Genomic DNA, 26,627 nt, shown 5'->3' on the forward strand with positions numbered 1-26,627 from the left:
CAGACTGACTTCACCTATCTGAAGATCATCGGCTGGGGGTGGTTCTATCTCAGCACGATCTTGGACGATTACAGCCGCTACATCATCTCGTGGAAACTCTGCACCAACATGCGGACACAAGACGTGACGGACACGCTGGACTTGGCTTTGGAAGCATCCGGTTGCGATCAGGTTCACGTCATCCACAAGCCGCGTCTGCTCAGCGACAACGGATCCAGCTACGTCTCTGGAGAACTGGCTGAATGGTTGCAGGACAAAGGCATGAAGCACTCTCGCGGCGCTCCATACCCATATCTGCCGCGAGGGCCCTGAATTTCTCATTGTATCCAAGGTTAGCGCTTAGATTTGGTTCCATGAAACGCGGGTTGCCCTGCAAGAAAGACATAACTTCGATCTGTTCGGCGTGATGTGGGCGATCTGTCAGCAATGCGCGACCAACAGGTGAAAATGCCATCAACGTGGCGCCAATTTCCGCGCAAGCTTGGACAAGGCCCATCTCGGGCGAACGGGTGGAAAGCGAGTATTCAGACTGTACCGCCGCAATTGGATGCACCGCATGGGCGCGTCGCAGCGACGAAGGAGCGATTTCGGAAAAGCCGATGGCCTTGACCTTGCCCGCCTTAACGAAGCTGGCCATCGTCTCGGTCACCTCCTCGATCTCGTGCCGGGGGTCGCGTCGATGGATATAATAGAGGTCGATCGCCTCCACCCCGAGCCGCTTAAGGCTCTCGTCAAGTGATTGGGTCAAATGCTCGGTCGTATTGTTAAAGCGGTGTTCGGGATCTCTTGTGATCCCCACCTTCGTGGCAATGGTAAATGGGTTTTCGCCGCCCCGCGCGCGCAGCCATTCGCCTATGACATTTTCAGATCGGCCCATGCCATAGACATTTGAGGTGTCGATATGGGTTATCCCCATCTCGACGCAGGCATCCAATACCTTCAGAGAGTCTGCATCCACAGCCGGGCCGTAGAAATCTGTAAAAGACATCGCGCCATAGCCAACTGCACTGACGAGCGGCCCATTCTGTCCAAGTTTGCGCTGTTTCATTCTGTTGCCTCTCGAGTAACCCCGATCTGAGTAAGTCAGGCCACCGTTGTTTGACAATCCCTCTTGATCGCGGCCCCCTGCCCGCCCGTTTTAGTTCCTTGGTCTCTGGATGTCGCAGTGCCGTGTCAGCCGGTTGATCTGATCGGCCACGATCTTTCCCGATCTTTGCCCTCAACAGGGAAATGCCAAGGATGCTTTTCTTGCGAAGTCAACGGTCACCCAACCAGTTGTAGCGCCCATTGCAAGTCACAGTGCGCTGCGGGGTTAACCATCGTCGGTGTTGCGGACGCTCCTACTGTTTGCAGCGCGGCAATCTGGGCGCATCCGGCCGACCGTTCGGGCAATACGGATGGGTTCGTTCGTGTGTCATTTCGGTAGCATTCAACCACCGAACCTGCATACTTTGACGTTCAGACCAGTTTGGTCACTCGTCACAAACTTGGAGCCTTAAAGTGCGAAACAGAGGGATTTTGGCAGCCGTTATTTTGGTTGCTGTCTTTGCTTGCTTGGGCGTGTGGCTGCTTTCCAAGTTTTCGCCTTACGACATTTGCGTCAGCTATTACACAAAAGATGCCTCTTCGAGCATGGGAAGCGGAGCACAGAATTACGCTGAAAGTCTGTGTGAACGAAAACTACAGTTTTGGAAGTAAGAACCGCAGAAACTGAATTTACGGAAGGCTCTCATGTCGCCTTACCCTTGCGTGAACGAACACAGGCCAGCCGCATCTTTTTCCGGGGTGGAAGCAAAGAGATGCGCGCGCGCAAATGCTTACATATCACTGATAGGCGTTCGCCGGATCGCGGCAGATGCGCAGAGACGTTGTGTTAACTACCCGCCAACGTTCGGATAGATAAAACCGTTCACCGGATAGGGCTTGCCATACTGGCCAGGCCGGCTTTCGACCCGAACAAGTGACCAGTCGTTGTTTTTGGACACATCGATCACACCCATTTCCAAGGACACCTCGTTCCGGTTCCAGTTGGCGTGGTTGATGATGACTTCCCTATCGGTCAAGATATCAGACACGACAGCCACATGGCCCAACGACATTCCTCGTGTGGCCCGGAACGACATCACCGACCCGACAACCGGTTCGTCGCCGCGCTCATAGGTATTGTGCGCTTTACCCCACCACTCCTTGGCGTTGCCGCGAATATTGATGCCGCTCAGGTTTCGAGCGTAAGGCACACACCAAACCCTGTGCCCTTGGGCCTGCTTTCGCTTGACCTCAGTCAGCGCGAACGCTTGGCGTTTCTGATCAATTACGTCGTTCGTCGGATTTTGAGCGCAGGCGGAGAGGAAGCCAAACAATACCAGCGCCACCACCGTCCGGGTGATCGCAGACGGGCGTGCCCCAACCAGTCTCATTTTGCGTGCGATGCGTTGCAAGAAGCTTTGTTGCCTGTGTGAAATGCGCGTTTTACGGCAATCGAGACAGGAATAAAAGTATGCCCGCACAGTCTGTGGCGAGTTTTTGCCAATCCCCTTTGCCGCCATTGGGTCTATGGCCGATCTAAGAAACGTATGAATGCCCTTCGTATCGAACACAGCGATAGAACAAGGGGTCTGCACTGGGCTGAGGTCAGTCATTCTTTCCGGTCTGCCCAAATGACTTCCGTGCGGACAATGTGACCGAAGACATCGGAATTTCGAATGCTCCCTTCCTTTCGGGATGTGGAACCAAAGGTCAGGACACCCGTCAGATCAATGACGGCAAACAAAGCCCACCTAGCTGGGCTGATCGCTAAAATATCGTGAAACCTCACTGCATGGCGGCAACCAGGCTACTGTATTGTGCTCAAGGCATTCATATGCACTTTCGCCCCCAAAAAGTTTCGGATTTCCCACGCAAACTTTGCTAACCCACAACTGAAACCCAATGAATTGCCCTACCTTATGCGCACATCACCCATCCCCTGCACTGCCAAGGTGCGATCATGAGCAATCAGATCACCATTGGATCAGACCGGCTGCGCGCCACTCTGTCCCGCAACGGCGCTCGTCTGGAAACGCTTCATCTGGACGGCGGACCTTCGCTGGTTCTGCGTGCGGATGCGGATCAGCATCCTGAGTGGCGTGACTGCTATCCTGGGGCCATCGTGGGGCCGATCGCCAACCGTGTCCGGGGCGGTGCGTTTGATCTGGACGGGCGACGCTATCAGATGCCGTGTAATGAAAATGGGGTGACAGCGCTGCATTCGGGGCCCGACGGGATAGACAGGCAGGATTGGGCGCTCACTGAGCAGCAAGACAGCCTCGTGGCATTCCGGCTTGAGTTGGCAGATGGAACGGGCGGACTGCCCGGTGCGCGGCAGGTGGATGTCGTGTATGAGATCACAGGGGCGACTTTGCGCCTTGAGGTTTCGATGACAACTGAACGGCCAACTCCTGCGGCCTGCGCCCATCACCCATATTGGCGCCTCGGCCATGCATCAGCGCACAAACTACAGATCAACGCGACCCACTATCTGCCCATCGATGCGCAAAACCTGCCAACGGGCGCACTTGCGCCCGTTGCGAACACCGCGTTCGACCACCGCACTGCCGCTGCGCCCCACCGTGGGATTGATCACAACTTTTGCATCTCAAACACCCGCGTTGAACCTGCACAGCCAGTTGCTACGCTGACCGGTGCAGATGGCCTGCGCCTGCGGATCGACAGCACGGAACCGGGATTACAGGTCTATGCAGGGGCGTTTCTGCCGACCTTGCCGGGCACGGGGATCGAACCCGGGGCGGGCCTCGCGCTGGAACCTCAAGGGTGGCCGGATGCAGTAAACCATAAGGGGTTTCCAAGTGTATTGTGCACACCCGAACGACCCTATCGCCAGATCACATTATATCACCTCGACACTGTCACATAATCTGCGCAATTGCGCCCCGCTCCCGGCAAATCCATGTGTTTGAACAAGGAGCCATCACAGTGGATGGCGCCTATGAAAGGCAGTGTTATGCCAATCCAACCGCGCACGCCCGCGCCTGTTCTCACCCCTCCGCCAAAACCCAGGCCGGTGCCAATCATCACGGACTACGCGAGCCTCTGAAGCCCGGGTGACAGGGCACGCACGGCGCACTAAAGTTGTGCCATGGGAACACCTGTCTCAACGATACGCAATCTCGGACCGGCGATGGACGCCGCTTGTACGGCTGCGGGCATCCCCGACGCGGAAACCCTACGCGCACTTGGCGCGGACGCCGCCTATGCCAAACTGCTACAATCCGGTACGCGCCCACATTTCATCGGCTACTACGTTTTGGTCATGGGGTTGCAAGGCCGACCGTGGAATGACTGCAAAGGGGAAGAGAAAAAGGCCCTGCGCGTTCGCTTTGATGCGATCAAGGCAAGCAGTTTTGACAAGGATTTGTCCGAGTTCGAACGCACACTGAACGAGATCGGCGTAGTTGCAAAACGCGGATAGAACTATCGAAAATGCCAACTTTTTTAAGGGTTGGTTACGTGGACATTCCCACCTGCGTTGTTCGAACAAAAAAAGGTCGTTACATCGCAACCGCCAATTGGGTTCAGCTTTTCTGACCTTTAACTTGGAGCATACCAAATCGGCGATGTGTATGCGCGTTCCGTTGTGATCATTGGGACGTAATCTGGCATCTCGACGCGAAAACGCTTTGCTTCGTAGGCTGTCCAACGGGGCGTCGGGATTTCGATAACCCGCGCGTAGTAAAAGGCTTGTAGTGTCGGATCAAAATCAGGGTCTTCCCAAACACCAACCAACTCGGAAGCACCAATAGAGTTGGTCCACGTGGCGTTCTCAACATCAACTGTGTTGCCGACATCTGGCAGGCTCCCGTTTTCACCAAGTTTGCGATCGCCAGACCACGCCACGTTGTAAATTTTCTCCTGCGTTTCACCCTCGGCATCGACCCATCCTTTGACAATCTGGATCCGGTCAAGGTTTCCGGAAAGCGGATCTTTTATTGCGGCAACAAGGAATGACGGGCGCTCTCCCTCCTGTGCGGCGTTCAAATTACCGCCCATCGGCACGCCTTTTTTGTAGCCTGCGTCGGCGGGCAGGCGAAGTGCAGCATCTTCTTGGGTGAAATTGTACCCTCCGAAAAACCGAACCCCCATGCGCGAACCGGTCGTCGCATACGTCTCTTTGCGCTGCATGGCGTCAAAGATGGCCTCGCGGGTGTTCTCCATTGCCCAAACCGCGCCAAGGCCACCTGCCGCCTGTTTCCACCCATAGATCGAAAGATCAGGATCCGGCGCTTCGATCACCAAGTGTTCCCAACGGTTCGGCTCAGGTTCAACACCAGAGTGTTTGCCGAAAAAGTTATCTTCTTGCGCTGTTGCCATACCGGTGTGCGAGTCCGTCGCGCCGACCATGCCGAATTTAAACGGGTTCACCCCAAGCTCTTGCTCAATGAGCATACCGCGCTTCAACGCTTCGCGGGCATATTCCGCAGCAAGCATCTCTGGTTTCTTTAGCTCGGTGCCATTCAGGTTGGCCGCGTCCCATGTGTCAAAATCCGCAAACTCGTCGTCAGGACTCAGGAATGGATGGGCTTCACCATCGCCCTTGATTTGTGTTGCTTCGTACAGCGGTTCAAATCGGGCGCGAAGGCTCGCAATTTCCTCAGTCAGTTCCGAACCATCATAGGCATTCATCGAAAACATACGTCCGTTTGAAAGATTGCCATTGTGTGCAATCGCCAAAACTTCGCCACCGGTTCGTTCTTCGTATTCGGCCAGGAACGTCCACAAGTCTTCCGGGTTTTTACTATCATATTGAGAAAAGGGCCGGGTCTGATTTGCCCGGATCTGCCCGTCACGGAACAGCACGTTGCGATGAAGATTGTTCGCCCCTTCTGTGGTGTATTCGTACCCAATGATGGCAGAAAACACGCCAGGCACGTTAAAGCGATCGGCCGTCTTGGTGTATTCTTCCCAAGCATGTTTGATCGCCTTGGGGTTGTTGATTGGCGGCTCGTCATTTGACAACGACGCGACGATCTCCATGGCTGTGGTGAAAGCCAGCTGTGGGTCGCCAGCGGTAAGCGCCTCATACCAGGCCTTGCCTTTCTCGGTGGCCAGCACCTCTGCGTTCCCTGCCAATAGCTGCGGCATAAGGCCGTACATCTCAGCGTGATCAGACACCACGATCCAGTCCAGCGGCCGTGACAGCTTTGCACGCAGCCCATGGGTTGTCGTCACTTCTTCGCCGCGCGCAAAGCGGAATGCCTGTTCCTGAGAGAGTCGCGTCATAGTCCCGGCGTCAACCGAAACAGACGTATGCAAGTGCGAGTCCCCCCAAAGTGGTCTTTGGGGAAAGTTGCGGCCTGCGTAGGGCGAGAAAGCATCGGGCGCGAGAACGACTTCTGTATTTTCCTGTGCAGTTTGGAACTCCTGTGCGGCAACAATTGATGCACACGAGACCGACAAACCAAGCGCCAGGCCCGCACACGCGCCAATTTTTGAAAACGAAATATGAAGAGTTGAGTGTGGCACGGCGATCTCCCAGGTTATCACGTTTTTGTAAAAACGAGTGTAGTCGGCATTTATTGAGTCACTCAACAAATACTTAATGGGCACAACGACCCCTAACCGAGAAACGTTTGGAAAAAGGTGTGCGATGGGCTTAACCCGTCAATTGCGGCAAATCCGTTTGCGGTCAGACACGCAGACTCCAAAAAGAAAAAGGGGCCGCAGCATTTGCTGCAACCCCTCGCGATCTTCAATAGTTCTTTGTGGCTTAGCCGACCAGCTCAAGCCCAGAGAAGAAATACGCAATTTCCACGGCAGCTGTTTCAGGCGCATCCGATCCGTGGACCGAATTTTCGCCAACCGATTCAGCGAATTCTGCGCGGACTGTGCCGGGGGCAGCGTCAGCTGGGTTTGTGGCACCCATCACTTCGCGGTTCTTGGCAATGGCGCCTTCGCCTTCCAGAACCTGGCAAACGATTGGGGCCGACGCCATGAATTCGCACAGTTCGTCGTAGAACGGACGCTCAGCGTGGACCGCGTAAAATACACCGGCTTGGGCCTTGGTCAGGTGGATGCGCTTTTGAGCGACAATGCGCAGGCCCGCTTCTTCGAACTTGGCATTGATTGCGCCTGTCAGGTTGCGGCGGGTTGCATCGGGTTTGATGATGGAAAAGGTACGTTCGAGGGCCATGGGTCTCTCCGTGTCAGCAGCGCGCAGGACCATCCCGGGCGCGAAATTCTGCGCCCAGCTATCATGCGATTTTCACGTTGAAAACCCCTGTTCCTCGCGGTCCCACAGCGCGGCAACCAGTGCAGCGCACAGCGCCACACCCACCACCGCCAGCATCAGTAAGAGCAAAGCCTCAGGCGTGGCTGACCGGCTGAGGACTGCGGTCGTCGCCCAGCTTAGCGCGGCCCCAAGGCTGAGCGAAACGGCGCCGTTCACACCCGACGCACTGCCTGCAAGATCGGGGCGCACAGACAAGGCACCGGCGTTGGCATTGGCCAGTGACAGCCCGTTGCCGATGCCCACCGTCACAGTGCCCAGAAACAGCGGCAGCACTTGCCCGCCCCCACTTGCATAGTAGATCAAGGCCGCGCCCAAGCCGACGAGCGGAAACACTCTTCCTACCAGGATCAGGCGCAAAGGCCCAAGCCTTTGAACCAATCGCGCCGACAGCCCCGCGCCCAACATGAACCCAGCCGTCGTTGACCCCAACGCGATGCCAATCTGTGCCGGGCTTAACCCAAACACGTCTGCGGCCACAAACGGTGCGCCCGTCAGAAAGATGTAAAAGGTCCCTACCCCAAAGGCTTGCACCGACACATAGGTCCAGAAAAGACGAGACTGGAACAAGGCGCCAAACGCCATGCGCTGCCCCCCTCACCATGGTGCGTCTCTCCCAGATCGCGCAAACACCACAGCAGCAGCCCCGCGCCCAACAGCGCGTATGTGACAAAGACCGATCGCCAGCCAAAAGCAGCCTCAAGCAATCCACCCAACATCGGGGCAAGCATAGGCGCCACAGCCATCGCCGAGGCAATCAATGACAATTTGGCCGCTGCCGTGCGCCCATTGTACAAATCTCGCACCACAGCAGACCCAAGAATGCCGCCCCCGACTGCAACCGCCTGCCCCGTGCGCGCAATCAAGAACATTGTGATGTTATCTGCCAGCAAGCACATCACAGAAGACACGACATACACACCCAACAACCCAAGGATCACAGGCCGCCGCCCGAACCGATCCGACAGCGGGCCCAACACCAGCTGCAACACGGCCGCAGCCAGCATATAGAGTGAAATCGCACGCCCCATCACAGCTTCTGACACTCCAAAAACCTCTCGCATCGCAGGCAGTGCGGGCAGGAACATGTTCAGCGTCAGCACTGTCAGTGCAGTGAGCAAAACGAGGGTCACAAGATGGGGGGGTGTTTTGGTCATCGCACGGGGCTAGCACGCCCCGTTCGCCTCTGCTAGAGCGCGCACATGTTGCGCATTTCTGATATCTCATACGCCGTTGCAGGCCGCCCCTTGTTCGAGGGCGCGAGCGCCGTCATCCCCGAAGGCCACAAGGTTGGCCTTGTGGGGCGTAACGGCACAGGTAAGACCACGCTGTTCCGCCTGATCCGAGGCGAATTGGCGCTGGAAGGTGGCGATATATCTCTGCCCACTGGCGCGCGTATTGGCGGCGTGGCCCAAGAGGTTCCAGCCTCTGCCACCTCGCTGCTCGACACAGTTTTGGCCGCAGATACCGAACGCGCCGAATTGCTGGCGGACGCCAGCAATGATCCCGCCCGCATCGCCGAAATCCAGACTCGTCTGACGGATATCGACGCATGGAGTGCCGAGGCGCGTGCCGCCACGATCCTCAAGGGGCTCGGTTTTGATGATCACGAACAACTCATGCCGTGCTCGGAGTTTTCGGGCGGATGGCGGATGCGTGTCGCTCTAGCGGCTGTGCTTTTTGCCCAACCCGATTTGCTGCTGCTCGATGAGCCAACCAACTACCTCGACCTTGAAGGGGCGTTGTGGCTGGAAAGCTACCTCGCAAAATACCCGCACACGGTGGTGATCATCAGTCACGACCGAGGCCTGCTCAACCGGGCCGTTGGCGCAATCCTGCACCTTGAAGACCGCAAGCTCACTTATTACTCCGGGCCTTACGATCAGTTTGCCCGTCAACGGGCCGAACGACTGGCCGTAGCGGCGGCGATGGCCAAGAAACAGGATGCGCGCCGCGCGCACTTGCAATCTTATGTGGACCGGTTCCGCTACAAGGCCGACAAGGCGCGCCAAGCCCAATCGCGGCTCAAAGCGCTGTCAAAGATGCAACCCATCACGACACCGCAAGAGGCTGGCCTCAAGCGGTTCGACTTCCCCAACCCCGAAGAACTCTCGCCCCCGATCATCCACCTTGACGGGGCGTCCACTGGTTATGGCGACACCACAGTTCTGTCCAAACTGAACCTGCGCATCGATCAAGACGACCGCATCGCGCTGCTGGGCAAAAACGGTCAGGGCAAATCCACCCTGTCCAAATTTTTGTCCGATCGCCTTCCTGCCATGTCGGGCAAGTTCACCAAGTCCAGCAAGCTGCGCATTGGTTATTTTGCCCAGCATCAGGTGGACGAATTGTTCATCGACGAAACACCGCTGGATCACTTGCGCCGCGAACGCCCCAAAGAAGGCCCAGCAAGATGGCGCGCGCGCCTGTCTGGCTTTGGACTGATGGCAGATCAGGCCGAAACGCTGGTTGGCAAGCTCTCTGGTGGGCAAAAGGCGCGGCTGTCCCTGCTGCTGGCGACGCTAGATGCGCCTCACATGCTGATCTTGGATGAACCCACCAACCACCTCGATATCGAAAGCCGCGAGGCGCTGGTCACTGCGCTGACCGCCTATACAGGTGCCGTTATCCTTGTCAGCCACGACATGCACCTGCTGGAACTGGTGGCAGACCGGCTGTGGCTGGTCTCAAATGGGACAGTGAAACCGTTTGAGGACGATCTTGTGGCCTATCGCAAAATGCTGCTGTCAGACGGCAAACCGCCGAAGGCTGCACAGGAAAAGCCCAAACCAAAGAAACTTGGCCGCGATGCCATTCTGACGCTCAAGTCTGAGGCGCGCAAATCCGAAGCCCGCGTAGAAAAGCTGAATGATATGCGTGACAAGCTGGCCAAGAAACTGGCCGATCCGGACCTCTATGAGGACGCAAAGATCGGCGAGATGGAAGTCTGGCAAAAGAAGTATGCCGAGGTCATGGAAGCGTTGGAACGCGCCGAAACCCTCTGGATGAAAGACCTCGAAAAGCTCGAAACCGCGCAGACAGCCTGAATTTGATCGGGCCCAAAGTTCGACAGGACGACGGGGGCAGCGCCGCCTAGACCAAGAAACGCGCCGCAAGGCGCACTTTTAGAAAAAACCGATGATCGACACAGCCTTCCTCATCACCGCCTTTGTGACCATGTTTGTGGTGATCGATCCCATCGGCCTTGCGCCTTTGTTTGTGGCGTTGACCCAAGGCGTTCCCGAAAACCAGCGCCGCCGCATCGCGTTGCGCGCCTGCGGGCTTGGTATGGCGATCCTGATCGCTTTCGCGCTTTTTGGTGAGGCGCTGTTGGGCTTTGTTGGGATCTCGATGCCTGCGTTTCGGGTTGCGGGCGGCATTCTATTGTTCCTCACAGCACTCGATATGCTGTTTGAGCGGCGCACCCAGCGGCGCGAAGACCAGAGTGAGGACAGCCACGACGACCCATCGGTGTTTCCTCTGGCCATTCCGCTCATTGCCGGACCGGGTGCCATAGCGTCGGTCATTCTGCTCACCGGTCAGAAACCGGGGATTGAGGGACTGGCGCTGGTACTTGCGATCACGGCGCTGGTGTTGGCAGTCTGTATGGTCCTTTTCCTGGCCTCAGGTCTTCTGGAACGTGCTCTGGGCAAGACCGGTATCACGGTTGTGACACGCCTGCTGGGGATGCTGCTGGCCGCCCTATCGGTCCAGTTCGTTCTGGACGGGCTGAGCGCATTCGGACTTCTTGCGGGCTGACATGGGGCGACGACACCCTATATTGACCTCATGAGCAGCGGGAACATTGATCAACTGATTTATCTTGGCATCCTTGGCATCGTCCTTGGTGGCGCCTTCCTGCTCAACTCACGACTAAAACTTAGCCAGACCCTGCAAATGGCAGGCATGTGGGCGCTGATTTTTGTCGGCGCCATCGCTGTCGTGGGGCTGTGGGGTGATATTCAGGATGATCTCTACCCGACTCAAACGCGTTTTGACGAAAGCGGCACCATCACAATCCCGCGCGGACGCGATGGGCACTACTACATCACCCTCGACATCAATGGTGCGCCGATCGACTTTATTGTAGATACAGGCGCCACGGACATCGTTTTGAATCAAGAGGATGCAGCCACCGCTGGGCTTGAACCGGAAACGCTGGTCTTTTTGGGTCGCGCCTCGACCGCAAATGGCGAAGTGCGCACGGCCGCGGTACGTCTGGACAGTGTCAGCATCGGGCCACATACCGACACAAATGTGCGGGCTGTGGTCAACGATGGAGAGTTGTGGCAATCGCTCTTGGGCATGGGATACCTGCAAAACTGGGGCAGGATCGAGATTGCAGACGGTGAAATGCGTCTCAGCCGCTAGGCTCAGGCTTTACGTTTCCGCCTTTTTCTCCCACTTCCCACTTTCTTCAGACCAATATTGCGCCGAAGCGCCCGCGTCTTTGAGCGCCTTCCATTGCCCGCGCGCTACCTGCAAGGCCTCCATATCGTTGCCATCAAACAGCACACATACCCGGTCAAGCGCGGCGACTTCGTCTGCCGTTACTTCAGCTCCATCAATGCACATGACGCAAACCGCACCGTTCGCCGCAGCGCCGGTGGTCAACAAAACCGGCTGGTCGGCATCATGCGCGCCGCCTTCCAGTCCATGGGGCAGAAACCCGTCTTCGGCTCCCAACCACAACCGCTCATCCAGCCACGCAAGGCGCGCGCCGTCGGTGCCGCGTACCGCAACGCGCCAACCCGCCCCCAACGCCTTTCCAAGCAGCATTGCCAGCGTTTCCTCTAAGGGCCGGCGCGTCAGGTGGTAGAAGTAGGCGACGCCCATGTCACTCGGTCTCGTAGGCGTCCGCCACAAGGCGATTAAGCGCCATAACACCCCATCCCGTCGCTCCGGCAGGAGCCAGCGACGTGGCTGATTTGACCGAGGCGACGCCAGCGATATCAAGGTGTATCCAGGGAGTTTCGTCTTTCACGAACCGCTGAAGAAACTGCGCAGCTGTGACAGATCCCGCCGCACGACCACCAATGTTCTTCATGTCCGCAATCCGGCTTTTCAGAAGGGCATCATAGGCCTTGCCCAAGGGCATACGCCATGCGCCTTCTCCTTCGGCCTCTGCCGCCTTCAGGAATGATTTGCAGAAATCATCGTTGTTTGAAAACACGCCCGCATTTTCGTGGCCAAGTCCGATAATAATCGCGCCGGTAAGCGTCGCCAGATCGACCATACCGGCGGGTGAAAACCGCTCTTGGGCATACCACATCACATCACACAGCACCAAACGGCCTTCGGCGTCCGTATTTATAACCTCAACCGTGTCGCCCTTCATCGAAGTGATAACGTCACCCGGACGCACTGCATTGCCCGAAGGCATGTTTTCAACGAGGCCCACAAGGCCGACCACGTTGGCCTTGGCTTTGCGCAACGCCAGGGCACGCATAGTGCCGGCAACAACACCGGCCCCGCCCATATCCATGGTCATGTCTTCCATGCCTGCGCCGGGCTTGAGGGAGATCCCGCCGGTGTCAAACACAACGCCTTTACCAACCAGCGCCAACGGGGCTTCGCCCTTTTTCCCGCCGTTCCATTGCATGACAACAACCTTCGACGGGCTATCAGACCCCTGCCCCACACAAAGCAACGTGCGCATGCCCAGTTTTTCCAGATCGGCCTCTTCCAGCACCTCGACCTCAAGGCCAAGCGCGCTCATCTCGGCCAGACGATCTGCGAACTCAGTTGTGGTTAGCACGTTGGCCGGTTCGTTGGTGAGATCGCGGGTCATGAAGGCGCCTTCGGCGATGGCCAACAAAGGGGCTGCATCCGTGCTTGCGTCATCTGGATTGGCGCACATGACCGTGATGGCCGTATCGTGGGTTTCGGCGTCGCTTTTGTGATCTGAGAACGTGTAATCGCGCATTACCAGACCAAAGCTGACCTCGGCCACGCGCCGCAAACCATCGGCGGCAAACAGCATTGTCTTGCCACCGCGCAGTTTGGCCAGCGTCGCCCCGGCTTTGCGGGCTTCGGCCACGGACGGATTGCGTGGCAGGCACAGAATATCCAGTGCCTCTGCTGTCATCCCAACAGGCCAGGCTAAGGTGGTGACCTGCCCCATCTTGATCTTCTCGAATCCTTCGGAGGCCACAAAACGGGCAATCGCCCCTTTGGTCAGACGATTGGCACGCCGGGCGGCCTGCCCCATTTTGCCGTCCGGGGCCACGATCACGGCGACCCGTCCGGTTGCGGTGGCAAGGGCGTCAATGTCGGTGGCGGTAAAGGTCAGTGGCGTGAGGGCGGTCATGGTTGGCTCCGAATGTTCAAATCCAGACAGAGGTAACGCGCCCTTGCCCCTCTGACCAGCACTAGAAAAGAGTTTTCCCGAACTGCCCCATCCGCTACCCTGCGCAAAACGCAACGGCGCAAAAGCCATAACAGGCAAACCCGGAGGTCTCCTTGGTCAGATTTGACCGATACATGCTGTCACAACTGATGTGGCTGTTTGGGTTTTTCGCCCTCGTGCTGGTGGCCGTGTTCTGGATCAACCGCGCAGTACGGCTGTTTGACCGGCTGATTGGTGATGGTCAGACGGCGCTGGTGTTTCTGGAGTTTTCGGCCCTTGGCCTACCGGTGCTGATCACCCGTGTGTTGCCCATCGCAACCTTTGCCGCATCTGTTTACGTGACCAATCGGTTGAGCAATGAAAGCGAATTGACAGTGATGATGTCGACTGGCGCCTCGCCTTGGCGATTGGCACGGCCCGTTGCTGTTTTTGGCCTCATCTCGGCGGTGATGATGTCGCTGCTGTCTCACGCACTCGTACCCATCGCCTCCCAACAACTGGCCGAGCGCGAAGTCGAAATTTCCAAGAACATTACCTCGCGATTGCTGACCGAGGGCGAGTTCCTTAGCCCGGCCAATGGGGTGACGTTCTATACCCGCAGAGTCGATCAGGACGGTGTGTTGCGCGATGTGTTCTTGTCTGACCGGCGCAATCCAAAACAGCGCATGATTTACACAGCGTCCGAGGCTTATCTAGTGCGCAACACCTCCGGGACGTCTTTGATCATGTTGGATGGGTTGGCTCAAAGGCTGATCGAGGAAACCTTCAGTCTTTCGACCGCCAAGTTTCAAGACTTCAGCTTTGACATCACGTCGTTGATCAAGACCGAAAAACAAATTGTTGAGCGTCTTCCCTATGAGACGAGCAATCATTTGCTGACAGATTGGGACGGGACCGCAGAGCGGCTTGGTGTATCCAGGGGTATGGTGGCCGAAGAACTGCACAGTCGGTTCGCGCGTGCCGCGTTCTGCCTTGTTACAGCGCTCATCGGTTTTGCGACGTTGCTGGTGGGGGGGTACTCACGCTTTGGGGTACGCCGCGAGATTTTGTTTGCCTTTGTTTTACTGGTTGCACTGGATAGCATGCGGGGCAGTATCTCTGGGCCTGTATTGGGCAACGCCGGGATGTGGCCGATCCTTTATACGCCCTCGATGCTGGGTGGACTAATTGTGTGCGGATTGCTCTGGTGGGTCTCTGGCGGGCGGCTGTTTAGGCGAACAGTTCAGGAGGCAACATGATCCTGCATCTCTACTTTGCACGTCGGTTTGTGGTGTCCTTGCTGGTGATTGCGGGGGTGCTGACGGCGCTTGTGGTGATGGTAGACCTATTTGACCAGACGCGCCGGTTTGCGGAATACGATATTGGTTTTGCAAGACTAGCGGAATTAACGCTGCTGAATGTGCCCGAAACGTTGGACCAGATGCTGCCGCTGATCACGATCCTCGGCACCATCAGTCTGTTTCTGGCCCTCGCCCGTTCCTCGGAACTTGTGGTCACGCGGGCAACGGGTCGTTCGGCGATGCGCGCATTGCTATCTCCGGTTTTTGTGGTCCTTATTATTGGGGTGTTCGCCACCTCCACGCTGGGCCCAATCGTGGCCGCAACGTCCAAACGCTATGCGACGCTGGCAGATGGCTACCGCTCGGGCGGGATATCGGCGCTGTCGGTATCAGAGGATGGGTTATGGTTGCGCCAAGGCGATACGTCTGGGCAAACTGTGATCCGTGCGGCCCGTTCGAATGCGGATGCCTCTGTTCTTTATGATGTGACCTTTGTGGCCTATGCACGTGATGGTGGCCCTGCCCGGCGGATTGAGGCTGCCAGCGCGTCCCTGCTTGATGGCGAATGGTCGTTGCGCAACGCAAAGGTCTGGCCGCTTGCTTCTGGCCTTAATCCCGAAGCAACGGCAGCGGTGCATGACATTTTAAAAGTGGAGTCGACCCTCACACTTGACCGGATACGCGAATCCCTGGGCACGCCGACAGGCGTTTCAATCTGGGATATGCGCGAATTCATCACCCAATTGGAGCTGGCTGGGTTTTCTGCTCGCAAGCATGAGGTGTGGCTACAATCACAATTGGCTCGCCCGCTTTTCCTTGTGGCCATGGTTCTTATTGCTGCGGCCTTTACCATGCGCCATACCCGGTTTGGGGGGACCGGCGCAGCGGTGCTGGCAGCGGTTTTGTTGGGATTCAGTTTGTACTTCATTCGTAGTTTCGCACAGATTTTAGGGGAAAACGGACAGATCCCCGTGTTGCTCTCGGCATGGGCGGCTCCCTTGGCAGCCGTGCTTTTGGGTCTTGGGTTGCTACTGCGGACGGAAGATGGATAGCGCGCGGCAACTTTGGCGACTATGGGCCAGCGTGCTGGTCTTTGTCTTTTATGCATTGAGCGTTTCAGCTCAGGACGTCGCGCCAATGGGTCCGGCTGTTCTGGTGGCAGATGATATCCAGATCACTGTGCACAGACGTTTGATTGCGACAGGCAACGTCGAGGCATTTCAAGGCCAGACCCGGCTGACCGCGACAGCCATCGCCTATGATCCGGACACCGGGCGGTTGACTGTGACCGGTCCAATTTCCATTGACGATGGGACCGGATTCAGGATTCTCGCCGATCAGGCGGAACTGAGCCGCGACATGCAAAACGGGCTGCTCCTGGGCGCGCGCCTTGTGCTGAACGAACAATTGCAGCTTGCCGCTGTACAGGCCAGCCGGGTCAACGGACGCTACACCCAGCTTTACAAGACGGTGGTCACCTCCTGCACCATTTGCGCCGACGACCCGCGCCCGCCGCTGTGGCAGATCCGCGCCAAACGGGTTGTCTATGATGAGCAGGGCCAGCAGATCTACTTTGATCACGCACAGTTGCGCATTCGCTCTGTCCCAGTGTTTTACTGGCCGCGCCTGCGGGTGCCGGATCAGAAACAGACACGGGTCACAGGCGTGCTGCTTCCTGAAATACGCTCGGATTCACGGCTTGGGACGGGCTTCAAGCTGCCCTATTTCATCGCGCTCAATCCGCACCGCGACCTGACACTCACGCCGTACCTGTCCAACAACACCCGCACCCTCGAATTCCGGTACCGCGAAAAATTCGTGCGTGGAGAGATCATTTTTGAGGGCGCCGTGTCCAAGGACGAACTGCTGCCCGATGACACCCGCGGATACCTGTTTGCGGGGGGGCGGTTTGATGTGAAACGGGACTTCCGGCTGCAATTCGATGTCGAGTTGGTGTCGGATGACGCTTACCTGTCCGACTATGACTATTCCGACCGCGACCGTCTGGACAGTCAGATCCAGATCAGCCGGGCGCGCCGTGATGAATTTATCCGGCTGTCCTACATCAACCTCAAATCCCTGCGCGATGACGAAGACGACAACGTTCTGCCTTCGAACGTGATCGAGGCGCTCTATGAAAAACGGTTGTTTCCCAGCGCGCTTGGCGGCGAGTTGCGCCTTGCGGCTGAGGCTCATGCCCATGATCGCCCGTCTTCGGTCGACTTTGACCAAAATGGCGACGGTGTGGTCGACGGCCGCGATATATTGCGTCTCAACGTCGAGGCCGAATGGCTGCGCACGTTCCAGATCGGTGGTCTGCAAGCGCAAACACGTCTGGGCATCGTCGGGGGCGTGTACGAGGTGACCGATGATGCAACGTCGCCTGAAGATGAAAGCGAACTGTCGCCGACCGCTGCGCTGATCCTGCGCTATCCCATGGTCAAGCAGGGCGGGGACGGCGCACGCCACATCCTTGAACCTTTCGCGCAATTGGCCTGGATTGGCGGCGACACGCTGACCACCCCCAACGAAGAAAGCACGCGGGTCGAATTTGACCAGGGCAACTTTCTGAGCCTGTCCCGTTTTCCCGCGCCGGACCGGCGTGAGCGTGGCTGGTCCGCCGCAATTGGCGCCACCTGGTCCCGGATTGACCCGGACAGCTGGTCTATGAGCGTCACCGGCGGCCAAATCCTGCGGCAGGACGCACAACCCGACTTTACCTCAAGTTCGGGGCTGTCGGGCACCCAATCCGATTTTCTGCTGAGCGGCCAGTTGCGCCTGAAGGGCGGTCTTGCTTTGACCGGACGCACCCTTTTTGACGACAGTTTTGACGTCACCAAGGCCGAACTGCGCGGCAATTGGAGCAATCAGCGGCTGAATGTCGGTGGCAGCTATATCTGGATCGATGAGGACCCGGCGATTGAACAGTTCGACGACATCGGGGAAATCAAATTTGACGGGATATACCGGATTGACCGGAACTGGACCGTTGGCTTGGACATGCGTTACGACATCGTAGCAGGGCGGACTGCCACAGCCGAGGCCGGACTGATCTACCAGAACGAATGTGTGCGCGTCGGCGTGCGCGTCAAACGCAGCTTTGCAGACTCGACAACTCTTGAGCCCTCCACCAGTCTGGGGTTAACAGTGTCCCTGAACGGGTTCTCGATGAATACCGGTGAGCGCGTCGAAGCAAGATCATGCGGAAAGCATACGAAATGAGCAGTCAGACAATCGTAAAATCACTCCAGGTGAAATGTGCCATTGGTGCTGTCGCGCTGATGACCTCATTTGGCGTGGCTCAAGCGCAGAATCTGTTCGCTCCTATTGCCAAAGTCGACGAGGCGGTGATCACGGAATTCGAAGTCGAACAACGTATCCTCTTTTTGCAGGCTTTGAACGCTCCAGGCGGTACGCGCGCCGAAGTCATCGAGGAGTTGATCCGAGACCGCCTGCGCCTTGCAGAAACTTCGCAACTCGGCGTTTCTCTTACGCCCGATGAATTGGAAGCAGGGATGACCCAGTTTGCGTCCCGTGCCGAACTCAGCTCCGAAGAATTCATCGCCGCTCTGGAAGAAGGTGGGATCGCCGCAGAAACCTTTCGCGACTTTGTGGCCTCTCAACTGATCTGGCGCGACTACATTCGTGCCCGGTTTGGCGGCCGGGTGCAGATCAGCGAACGCGAGATTGACAGCGCCGTCGCCGGGGGCACGACCATCAGTGGCATTCAAGTGCTCGTGTCCGAAATTATCATCCCGGCCCCACCCGAGAATGCTGAGCTGGTAATGGAACAAGCGGAAGTGATTGCGCAGAGCACCAGTGAGGCCGAGTTTTCCGATTTCGCGAGCCGCTTTTCAGCCACTGCCTCCCGCGACGATGGTGGACGCCTGCCATGGACAGCGCTCACCGATCTGCCGCCGGTGTTGCGGCCCCTTTTGCTGGCGCTTGGTCCAGGTGAGGTCACAGCCCCTCTGCCCATCCCCGATGCGGTTGCCCTGTTCCAATTGCGCGACATACGCGAAACCGGATCGCCCAGCCGCACGTTTTCAACTATCGAATATGCAGCCTACTACATTGCCGGTGGCCGTTCGCCTGAAGGATTGAGCCGCGCCCGCGAGGTTGCGGCGCAGGTTGACCGCTGTGACGACCTCTACGGCGTCGCAAAAGGCGAGCCGGCGACAAACCTCGAACGCGGCAGCTTGGCTCCCAAAGACATCCCAGCAGACATCGCCTTTGAACTCTCCAAGCTCGATCCTGGTGAAATCTCCTACACGCTGACCCGCTCAGAGGGGCAAACGCTTGTCTTTTTGATGCTATGCGGACGCAGCCCAGTGTTGGAAGAGGATCAAGAGATCGACCGTGACGCCATCGAAGATCAACTGCGCAACCAACGCCTGACCGCATTTTCCGACAACCTGCTGAAACAGCTGGCCGCCGAGGCGACGATCACCGTTTTCGAATGAGTACGCCTCTGATCGCAATCAGTTGTGGCGAACCCGCAGGCATCGGGCCCGAGGTTGCAGCATCCGCTTGGGCCGCTTTGCGCCAAGAGGTGACGATGCTTTGGATCGGCGATCCGCGCCATTTGCCTGCAGGCGTTCCGGTTGCAGAGATTGAGACGCCAGACAAGGCCGCTCAAGTGTGCGCTGATGCCCTGCCCGTTCTGCGCCACGACTTTGCCGCGCCTGTCCAGCCCGGCCAAGCCACCCTAGAAAATGCCCAAGGCGTCATCGACGTCATTGCGCGCGCCGTGGACCTTGCACAAACGGGCGTTGTGTCTGCCATCTGCACTGCGCCCATCCACAAAAAGGTGCTTATGGACGGTGCCGGGTTCGCATATCCGGGTCATACTGAATACCTTGAAGCCCTCACAGATGCGCCGCGTGCCGTTATGATGCTGGCAAGCGACGCGCTGCGCGTTGTACCCACCACCATCCATATCGCGCTTGAAGAGGTACCCCGCGTCCTCACACCCGACCTTCTGCGCCACACCATCGAAATCACGGACCACGGCCTGCGCACGCAGTTCGGAATCGCAAAGCCCAAGCTGGTTGTGGCGGGCCTGAACCCACACGGGGGCGAAGGCGGCGCCATGGGGCGGCAAGAACTCGATTGGATCGTGCCGCTCGTGGCCGAGGTCGCAGCCTCTGGCACAGACGTTACAGGCCCATGGCCGGGTGACACACTCTTCCATGCTGCGGCCCGTTCTGGCTACGACGCGGCGATCTGTATGTACCATGATCAGGCCTTGATCCCGATCAAGACGCTCGACTTTGATCGCGGTGTGAACGTGACGCTGGGCCTGCCGATCATCCGTACCTCGCCCGATCACGGCACGGCCTTTGATATTGCTGGCAAAGGGGTCGCCAATCCGACAAGTATGATCGAAGCGATCCGGCTGGCCGCAAAGATGGCAGGATCATGAGCGCCATCGATGATCTTCCTCCGCTGCGCCAGGTGATTGCGGATCACTCGTTGAGTGCGCGCAAATCGCTGGGCCAGAATTTCTTGCTGGATTTGAACCTCACGGCCAAGATCGCGCGACAGGCTGGCGATCTGAGTGGTACAGACGTGCTGGAAATCGGTCCCGGCCCCGGCGGTCTCACGCGTGGGCTGCTGTCCGAAGGCGCGCGCAAAGTGCTGGCCATTGAAAAAGATGCCCGTTGCCTGCCGGCGCTGGAAGAGATCGCCGCCCGCTATCCGGGCCAGCTGGACATCATCGAAGGTGATGCGCTTGATATCGATCCGCTGGCTCACCTGACGCCGCCAATCCGTGTTGCAGCCAACTTGCCTTACAATGTGGGTACCGAACTGCTTGTGCGTTGGCTCACGCCCCCCACTTGGCCGCCATTCTGGCAATCGCTGACGCTGATGTTCCAACGGGAAGTGGCCGAACGGATTGTGGCAACGCCGGGGTCCAAGGCCTACGGTCGTCTGGCTGTTCTGGCCCAATGGCGATGCGATGCGCGGATTGCGATGTCTTTGCCGCCCGAAGCGTTCACGCCACCCCCAAAGGTCTCAAGCGCGGTGGTGCACCTGACCGCCCTTCCCGCCCCAAAATTTGAGGCCGACCCGGACGTGTTGTCCCGCGTGGTCGCCATGGCCTTTAACCAGCGGCGCAAGATGCTGCGCGCAGCCCTTAAAGGGCTGGGTGCTGATATCGAAGACAGGTTACATGTCGCAGGTATCAAACCGACCGAGCGGGCTGAACAGGTGCCGATTGAAGCGTTCTGTGCGCTGGCGCGGGCGGTGGCCGCCCGCTAAGGCACTTATTCCGCCGCTTCGGGGGCTGTACCGCCGTCTTGTACTGGCTCTGAGGCATCGTCCGCTTTGGCTGCGGGCTTGTTACGCGGTTTGCGGCTGCGCGGTGGTTTTGGCTTGGGTTGGCTTTCTGGTGTCTCGACCAGACCACTCTCGCCGTCCGCCTCAACGATATCAGGCTGCGGGGCCAGCGCAGGATCAGCACTCGGCTCGCTGGCGGCCTCTTGCTTGTGAGCGTTGCGCTCCCGGTCTCGTTCGGCCTGACGGTCACGATCTGCCTGGCGTTCGCGGTTCTGACGCTCTTGTTCTTCGCGCCGCGCATCTATTTCTCGTTGCGCTTCGCTCAGCAGACGCAGGTAATGTTCGGCGTGCTGTTGGAAATTCTCTGTGGCGACCCGGTCGCCAGACAGTTGCGCATCGCGCGCCAACTGATTGTACTTGTCAATGATCTGCTGGGGCGTGCCGCGCACTTTGCCCTCTGGACCTGAACTGTCAAAGACACGGTTTATGACGTTGCCACCGCTGTTGTTATTGTTGCGGTTGCGATTGTTCTTAGACCGTGACCGTGATCTCGAAGATTTCATGAAAGTATGTTCCGCTCTCAGCGTGTCATTTTTTGATCAACCGCGGCACGTCTTTGCACCAGTTCAAATTGTCTCGGCGATCTTGAGGATAGGATGCCACGATATTACACGACCCTCGGCCTTGGCATCTTCGCAATGAATAAGCATGACATTGGGGCCGGGACAAGTCCAAAAGGTGACTATTGGCCATTTTTGGCGGGCTTAAGCCGGATTTCTTGCAACCAAAACGCGAGGTCGGCCATCCAGATCGGGCAAGAGCCGTACATCGCCCCACCCTTCTGCGTCAAAGATGGCGCGGACGTCCGCCCCCTGTGTTGACCCGAATTCACAGATGACCCGACCTTGAGACGTCAGGTAGCTGCCCGCAAGAGCGGCAATCTCGCGGTAAGCCGACAGACCGTCACCCTCATCCGTGAGCGCCATGCGCGGTTCATGATCACGCAATTCCGGCGCGACCTCGTCCATTTCAAAGACTGCAAGATAGGGCGGGTTTACGACGATCAGATCAAAACGCCCCTCGACGGGATCAAACCAGCTGCCATTGAGAATCTGTGCACGCTCCGCAACCTCGTGCATCACTGCATTCGCACTCGCCTGAAGACAGGCCACTTCGCTCAGATCAACGGCAACCCCATGCGCATCCGGGCGTTCGGCCAATAAAGTGACCAGCAAACAGCCCGATCCGGTGCCAAGATCAAGCACTCGGGAGAAATCTTCTGCCAAAGCCGCCTCGATTACGGTTTCTGTTTCGGGGCGCGGGTCAAGAACATCCGCGCTGACCTTGAAGCTGCGTCCGTAAAACCCGCGCTTGCCGATCAAATGACTGACAGGGACGCGCACAGCGCGCAATGACACAAGATTGTCGTAGCGTTCGGCAATGTCCGGCGCGATATCCTCGGGCGCGATCAAGGTGACACGCGCTGCATCCACTTGCGCCGCGTGGGCCAGAAGCACGCGCGCATCGCGCGCAGGATCAGGCACACCAGCGGCACGCAAGCGGGCTGTCGCAGCCACCATGGCTTCGGCGGCGGTGGTCACGTGCCCATCTCCGCCATCAAACGTGCCTGTGCGTCTGCAGTCAGCGCATCAATCACTTCGTTCAGATCGCCCTGCATGACCTGATCCAGCTTATAAAGGGTCAGGTTGATGCGATGATCTGTCATGCGGCCTTGGGGAAAGTTGTATGTGCGGATGCGCTCAGAGCGGTCACCCGACCCCACCTGGGCGGCCCGATCTGCTGATCGTTCACTGTCCACCCGGCCCCGTTCAAGATCATAAAGGCGGGCACGCAGAACCTGCATCGCCTTGTCACGATTGCGGTGTTGGGATTTTTCGCTGCTGGTCACCACGATGCCGCTGGGCAAATGGGTGATACGCACAGCGGAATCGGTTGTATTCACGTGTTGGCCACCGGCGCCGGACGAGCGCATGGTATCAATGCGAATATCATTGGCGTTAATCTCGATGTCGACTTCTTCTGCTTCGGGCAGCACCGCAACCGTTGCGGCGGAGGTGTGAATGCGCCCCCCGCTTTCCGTGCTCGGCACCCGCTGTACCCGGTGCACACCGGATTCGTATTTCATCCGGGCAAAGACGTTTTGCCCCGTGATGTGTGCGACGACTTCCTTGATACCACCCAATTCGGTCGCCTGCTCTTCGATGATGTCAACTTTCCAGCCCTGAGCCTCAGCATAGCGCAGGTACATCCGCAGCAAATCGCCCGCGAACAATGCCGCCTCATCGCCCCCTGTGCCCGGACGAATCTCAAGCATTGCAGGGCGCGCATCGGCTGCGTCCTTGGGCAACAGCGCAATCTGCAACGCTTCTTCGGCGGCAGGCAGCGCCTGGGTCAAACGCTCCACCTCTTCCTGAGCAAGTTCAGCCATATCTGGATCGCTCAACATGGCCTTGGCATCATCAATCCCTTCGACCAGCCCGATGTAATCCTCAATCTGCGCCACAACGGGTTTTAGATCGGAATACTCCTTGGCCAGTGCCGCAATATCGCCGGACCCATCAGACATGGCCGCCTCAAGGTACTGAAAGCGGTCTCTTATCTGGAATAGGCGGTCCTGTGGGATCATGGGCCGGGTGTGCGACAAGGTGGGGCTTTGGTCAAGGGGCGGACTGTGCTATAATCAGTTCATGCTACGCGCCATTTTTCTCACCGCTCTTATGGCCAGCCCTGTTCTGGCTGATGTTACGTCACCTTCTGGCAAAACGGTTGAATGTTATTGCACTGACAAGCAACGCAATCGGGTTGAGCTGGGCGAAACCGTTTGTTTGCAAGTGGATGGGCGCATGTTTATGGCCCAATGCCAGATGTCACTAAATGTGCCCATGTGGCGCGAAGTGCAAAAAGGTTGCCTCAGTTCCTCACTTGATGGTGGCGACAACCTGAGTGAGCCGGGCGGCATTAACCCCAAGATCTGACCTGCCGAACCGCGAGCGGCCAAACAGCTTGAGCGTCCCGTTTTCGAACTGCACGGTGGTGTAGTCAGGAAAGCCCCAAAGCTGTGATCGGGTCACATAAGTCACCAACCCATCTTCCAGTGACCCTGCCAGAAGCTGAGTGCGTGGCAACGCCCGCATTACGTTGTCTGTTTTTTCAAATCTGGCAGTGTCTGCGGCGAGTACGCGGATTGCCCCGATGGCAAAGGTGGCATCTGCCGTGGCCTCAATCGGTTGATGCCAACGCACCGCATCCGATGGTGCAAAGCGTATATATACAACCAGAAGAACAACAAATAATACAATAAAGCCAGCTATATACATGGCAACCTTCATCTCTAAACCTCTGGAAAATCACCGATAGGTCACGCCTGGCAGAATGCACAGTAGCTCGTAAAGGATATTGGCCCCAGTCAGCGCCGTGTTGCCGCTGGTGTCATATGGCGGGGATACTTCCACCAGATCGCAGCCGACCACGTTGATCCCGCGCAGGGCCCGTATCAATTGAAGTGCCTGTGGCGTCGTCAGTCCAGAAATTTCAGGCGTGCCGGTACCGGGGGCAAAGGCGGGATCAAGGCTGTCGATATCATAGGTAATGTATGTCGGTACGTCGCCGATATCGCGACGGATTTCTGCACCCAGTGCACCCAGATCCCGACCCCAGAACTCATGCGCCGGGAACTGCTGAAAACCCCAACCAGTCGCCTCGGTAAAATCTTCGGCTGAATACCCGGTGCCCCGCAGCCCAATCTGATACGTCTTAGCCGGTTGGATCAGACCCTCTTCGTAGGCACGGCGGAACACGGTGCCATGGCATTCCCGCTCGCCAAACATTTCATCATTTACGTCCGCATGGGCATCCACATGGACCAATGCCACAGGCCCATGGCGCCGGGCGATACTGCGCAATATGGGCAAAGTGATGGAATGATCCCCTCCGATTGCGACAGGCACGGCATCGTTCTTCAGGATCGCATCATAACTATTTGAAATAATGCGCAAACTGTCGGATAGGGAAAAGGTGTTGATGGCCAGATCGCCAATGTCTGCGATCTGAAGACTGTCGAAAGGTGCCGCCCCCGTTTGCAAGTTGTAGGGCCGGATCATGGCTGATTCATTGCGGACTTGTTTAGGGCCAAACCGAGTGCCCGAGCGCCATGACGTTCCGATGTCGATGGGTACACCCAGAATGGCCACGTCAAGCTTGTGCAACTCATTGCTGCTGGGCAAGCGCATAAATGTCCCGGGTCCGGAAAAGCGGGCCAGGTCGTTGCCGCTTAGCGGTTGGTTCTTAGGCTCCACCACGCATCCTCCAGCCCAATAACTGGCACAGTTCCACAGCCACATGCGCCCCGGCAATGGCCGTCGCACCCGTTGTGTCAAAGGGAGGCGACACTTCAACCACATCGCCCCCCTGAATGTTCACCCCAGCCAGACCGCGCAACAAGGCAGCAGCCTGTGCAGAGCTAAGGCCACCCCAAACCGGCGTGCCGGTTCCGGGGGCAAAGGCGGGATCAAGGCCATCAATATCAAAGCTCAGATAACATGGGCGATCCCCAACGATCTCGCGGGCACGTGCCGCTGCTGCCTCGGGGCCAATGCGATGAAACTCTCGGGCATCGATGATATTGACGCCCAGCGTGTCCTCGTTGCTGGTACGAATGCCAATCTGCACAGAGGTGGCGGGATCGACGATCCCAGACTTCACAGCCTTGTAAAACATCGTGCCATGATCCACGCGGTCCATGTCGTCGTCGACCCATGTGTCCGTATGGGCGTCGATCTGGATCAGCGACATCGGACCAAACTTCTCCGCATAGGCCTTGAGAATGGGAAACGAGATATAGTGATCTCCGCCCAGCACGACGCTGGCGACACCTGCTTCAAGTATCCCCTTGATGTGAGCCGTCAAAAGGCCTGGGAAAGACGGCACATTGGCATAATCAAACGCCAGATCGCCATAATCCACAATCACCCGCTCGCTCATCACATCAAAGGGCCAGCCATAGGCTGGGTCCGGCGCTTGCAAGGCCGATGCCTCTCGGATCGCACGCGGTCCCAGTCGAGTGCCGGGGCGGTTCGTCACAGCCTGATCAAAAGGAACACCCGTAACGGCGATATCCACGCCACTCAGGTCTTTGCTATACCGGCGCCGCAAAAACGACGTCGCCCCAGCAAAGGTCAACTCAAATGACGGCCCCTTTAAATCGGTGCGCGTAAACGCGTGGTCCATCTCGTTCTTTGCATCTTCCAAAGCCATATGGTCAGGCGTCCTTCATCTTCTCTGATTCAAAAAAATCCCGGGGGAGGCGAAGCCGGGGGCAGAGCCCCCAATCAGGCGCGCGGTTGCGCTGTTTCGACCAGGCGGGCAAAGAACGACGCCCCAATCGGAGCAATCTCGTCATTGAAGTTGTACATGG

The 26,627-nt window shown here is 57.7% G+C and carries 26 protein-coding genes and 1 pseudogene; 13 read left to right on the forward strand and 14 right to left on the reverse strand.

All coding sequences use genetic code 11. The features are described 5' to 3' along the window. Window positions 1-285, forward strand: a pseudogene (locus DHN60_RS21480) (transposase); the annotation flags it as partial. On the opposite strand, the gene DHN60_RS21485 reads toward DHN60_RS21480, so the two are convergent. Further along, window positions 200-1,048: an aldo/keto reductase gene (locus tag DHN60_RS21485; RefSeq protein ID WP_108839355.1), complete on the reverse strand. Its 849-nt coding sequence runs from the start codon at window positions 1,046-1,048 to the stop codon at window positions 200-202. The pseudogene DHN60_RS21480 and the gene DHN60_RS21485 sit on opposite strands and share 86 nt — an antisense overlap. An 829-nt stretch (window positions 1,049-1,877) precedes the next feature. After that, complete coding sequence (locus DHN60_RS21490) at window positions 1,878-2,417, reverse strand: CHAP domain-containing protein (RefSeq protein WP_108839376.1); 540 nt, start codon at window positions 2,415-2,417, stop codon at window positions 1,878-1,880. 569 nt (window positions 2,418-2,986) lie between these two features. Here DHN60_RS21490 and DHN60_RS21495 point away from each other — a divergent pair. Together DHN60_RS21495 and DHN60_RS21500 are read left to right on the forward strand one after the other, a co-directional pair. Beyond that, entirely contained in the window at window positions 2,987-3,913 is a 927-nt protein-coding gene (locus tag DHN60_RS21495; protein ID WP_108839356.1) for an aldose epimerase family protein, read from the forward strand. 222 nt (window positions 3,914-4,135) lie between these two features. Beyond that, a complete protein-coding gene (locus tag DHN60_RS21500) occupies window positions 4,136-4,468 on the forward strand; it encodes a TfoX/Sxy family protein (protein WP_108839357.1) in 333 nt (110 codons plus the stop codon). Between the two features lie 119 nt (window positions 4,469-4,587). Here the strand turns inward: DHN60_RS21500 and DHN60_RS21505 are convergent, their stop codons facing one another. From DHN60_RS21505 to DHN60_RS22880, 4 genes are all read right to left on the reverse strand, one after another. Next, window positions 4,588-6,603, reverse strand: coding sequence for a DUF3604 domain-containing protein (locus DHN60_RS21505; protein ID WP_306416026.1), 2,016 nt, complete (start codon window positions 6,601-6,603; stop codon window positions 4,588-4,590). A 160-nt stretch (window positions 6,604-6,763) separates the two neighbouring features. Then, window positions 6,764-7,186 (reverse strand): nucleoside-diphosphate kinase, encoded by a 423-nt coding sequence (ndk, locus tag DHN60_RS21510; RefSeq protein WP_108839378.1) that lies wholly within the window; start codon window positions 7,184-7,186, stop codon window positions 6,764-6,766. A gap of 72 nt (window positions 7,187-7,258) precedes the next feature. After that, complete coding sequence (locus tag DHN60_RS22875) at window positions 7,259-7,867, reverse strand: MFS transporter (RefSeq protein ID WP_108839358.1); 609 nt, start codon at window positions 7,865-7,867, stop codon at window positions 7,259-7,261. Next, window positions 7,798-8,439 carry an MFS transporter gene (locus DHN60_RS22880; protein WP_108839359.1) on the reverse strand — a complete coding sequence of 214 codons (642 nt, stop codon included), beginning with the start codon at window positions 8,437-8,439 and terminating at the stop codon, window positions 7,798-7,800. Before DHN60_RS22880 ends, DHN60_RS22875 begins: the two co-directional genes overlap by 70 nt. Window positions 8,440-8,484: 45 nt before the next feature. On the opposite strand from DHN60_RS22880, the gene DHN60_RS21525 reads away from it, so the two are divergent. The 3 genes from DHN60_RS21525 to DHN60_RS21535 all read left to right on the forward strand — a co-directional run bounded on the left by DHN60_RS21525 (window position 8,485) and on the right by DHN60_RS21535 (window position 11,653). Further along, complete coding sequence (locus DHN60_RS21525; protein WP_108839360.1) at window positions 8,485-10,329, forward strand: ABC-F family ATP-binding cassette domain-containing protein; 1,845 nt, start codon at window positions 8,485-8,487, stop codon at window positions 10,327-10,329. A gap of 91 nt (window positions 10,330-10,420) precedes the next feature. Next, entirely contained in the window at window positions 10,421-11,041 is a 621-nt protein-coding gene (locus tag DHN60_RS21530) for a MarC family protein (RefSeq protein WP_108839361.1), read from the forward strand. Between the two features lie 30 nt (window positions 11,042-11,071). Beyond that, window positions 11,072-11,653, forward strand: coding sequence for a TIGR02281 family clan AA aspartic protease (locus DHN60_RS21535; protein ID WP_108839362.1), 582 nt, complete (start codon window positions 11,072-11,074; stop codon window positions 11,651-11,653). 9 nt (window positions 11,654-11,662) lie between these two features. Here DHN60_RS21535 and DHN60_RS21540 read toward each other — a convergent pair whose 3' ends face one another. Both DHN60_RS21540 and DHN60_RS21545 read right to left on the reverse strand, forming a co-directional pair. After that, a complete protein-coding gene (locus DHN60_RS21540; RefSeq protein ID WP_108839363.1) occupies window positions 11,663-12,118 on the reverse strand; it encodes a DNA polymerase III subunit chi in 456 nt (151 codons plus the stop codon). Between the two features lies 1 nt (window position 12,119). Then, window positions 12,120-13,592 (reverse strand): leucyl aminopeptidase, encoded by a 1,473-nt coding sequence (locus tag DHN60_RS21545; protein ID WP_108839364.1) that lies wholly within the window; start codon window positions 13,590-13,592, stop codon window positions 12,120-12,122. 152 nt (window positions 13,593-13,744) lie between these two features. Here DHN60_RS21545 and lptF point away from each other — a divergent pair, with 152 nt between their 5' ends. From lptF to rsmA, 6 genes are read left to right on the forward strand one after another with little or no spacing between them, the layout of a single operon-like run. Next, the gene (lptF, locus tag DHN60_RS21550) at window positions 13,745-14,869 is read left to right on the forward strand and encodes an LPS export ABC transporter permease LptF (RefSeq protein ID WP_108839365.1); all 1,125 of its coding nucleotides are present in this window, start codon (window positions 13,745-13,747) and stop codon (window positions 14,867-14,869) included. After that, window positions 14,866-15,963: an LPS export ABC transporter permease LptG gene (lptG, locus tag DHN60_RS21555; protein WP_108839366.1), complete on the forward strand. Its 1,098-nt coding sequence runs from the start codon at window positions 14,866-14,868 to the stop codon at window positions 15,961-15,963. The genes lptF and lptG overlap by 4 nt, the downstream gene beginning before the upstream one ends. Then, window positions 15,956-18,133, forward strand: coding sequence for an LPS-assembly protein LptD (locus tag DHN60_RS21560; RefSeq protein ID WP_108839367.1), 2,178 nt, complete (start codon window positions 15,956-15,958; stop codon window positions 18,131-18,133). Before lptG ends, DHN60_RS21560 begins: the two co-directional genes overlap by 8 nt. Then, on the forward strand, window positions 18,130-19,374 hold the full coding sequence (locus DHN60_RS21565; protein WP_108839368.1) for a peptidylprolyl isomerase: 1,245 nt from the start codon (window positions 18,130-18,132) through the stop codon (window positions 19,372-19,374). The genes DHN60_RS21560 and DHN60_RS21565 overlap by 4 nt, the downstream gene beginning before the upstream one ends. Then, the gene (gene pdxA, locus DHN60_RS21570; protein WP_108839369.1) at window positions 19,371-20,336 is read left to right on the forward strand and encodes a 4-hydroxythreonine-4-phosphate dehydrogenase PdxA; all 966 of its coding nucleotides are present in this window, start codon (window positions 19,371-19,373) and stop codon (window positions 20,334-20,336) included. Before DHN60_RS21565 ends, pdxA begins: the two co-directional genes overlap by 4 nt. Beyond that, window positions 20,333-21,175, forward strand: a complete 843-nt coding sequence (gene rsmA / locus DHN60_RS21575; RefSeq protein WP_108839370.1) for a 16S rRNA (adenine(1518)-N(6)/adenine(1519)-N(6))-dimethyltransferase RsmA — start codon at window positions 20,333-20,335, stop codon at window positions 21,173-21,175. Before pdxA ends, rsmA begins: the two co-directional genes overlap by 4 nt. Before the next feature lie 5 nt (window positions 21,176-21,180). Here rsmA and DHN60_RS21580 read toward each other — a convergent pair whose 3' ends face one another. The 3 genes from DHN60_RS21580 to prfA all read right to left on the reverse strand — a co-directional run bounded on the left by DHN60_RS21580 (window position 21,181) and on the right by prfA (window position 23,840). After that, the gene (locus DHN60_RS21580) at window positions 21,181-21,756 is read right to left on the reverse strand and encodes a DUF4167 domain-containing protein (protein ID WP_108839371.1); all 576 of its coding nucleotides are present in this window, start codon (window positions 21,754-21,756) and stop codon (window positions 21,181-21,183) included. Window positions 21,757-21,957: 201 nt separating this feature from the next. Continuing rightward, window positions 21,958-22,773: a peptide chain release factor N(5)-glutamine methyltransferase gene (gene prmC, locus DHN60_RS21585; RefSeq protein WP_108839379.1), complete on the reverse strand. Its 816-nt coding sequence runs from the start codon at window positions 22,771-22,773 to the stop codon at window positions 21,958-21,960. Window positions 22,774-22,790: 17 nt separating this feature from the next. Continuing rightward, the gene (gene prfA, locus DHN60_RS21590; RefSeq protein ID WP_108839372.1) at window positions 22,791-23,840 is read right to left on the reverse strand and encodes a peptide chain release factor 1; all 1,050 of its coding nucleotides are present in this window, start codon (window positions 23,838-23,840) and stop codon (window positions 22,791-22,793) included. Between the two features lie 61 nt (window positions 23,841-23,901). Here prfA and DHN60_RS22770 point away from each other — a divergent pair, with 61 nt between their 5' ends. Then, a complete protein-coding gene (locus DHN60_RS22770) occupies window positions 23,902-24,189 on the forward strand; it encodes a hypothetical protein (RefSeq protein WP_108839373.1) in 288 nt (95 codons plus the stop codon). On the opposite strand, the gene DHN60_RS21600 is transcribed toward DHN60_RS22770, so the two are convergent. The 3 genes from DHN60_RS21600 to speB (DHN60_RS21610) form a co-directional block, all read right to left on the reverse strand. Continuing rightward, a complete protein-coding gene (locus DHN60_RS21600) occupies window positions 24,133-24,456 on the reverse strand; it encodes a DUF1499 domain-containing protein (RefSeq protein WP_234423743.1) in 324 nt (107 codons plus the stop codon). The genes DHN60_RS22770 and DHN60_RS21600 overlap by 57 nt on opposite strands. Before the next feature lie 105 nt (window positions 24,457-24,561). Beyond that, window positions 24,562-25,509: an agmatinase gene (gene speB / locus DHN60_RS21605; RefSeq protein ID WP_108839374.1), complete on the reverse strand. Its 948-nt coding sequence runs from the start codon at window positions 25,507-25,509 to the stop codon at window positions 24,562-24,564. Further along, the gene (gene speB / locus DHN60_RS21610; RefSeq protein ID WP_108839375.1) at window positions 25,499-26,467 is read right to left on the reverse strand and encodes an agmatinase; all 969 of its coding nucleotides are present in this window, start codon (window positions 26,465-26,467) and stop codon (window positions 25,499-25,501) included. Before speB (DHN60_RS21610) ends, speB (DHN60_RS21605) begins: the two co-directional genes overlap by 11 nt. Window positions 26,468-26,627 lie beyond the last annotated feature (160 nt).

It is taken from the genome of Tateyamaria sp. Alg231-49, from assembly GCF_900143535.1.
Lineage (GTDB): Bacteria > Pseudomonadota > Alphaproteobacteria > Rhodobacterales > Rhodobacteraceae > Tateyamaria.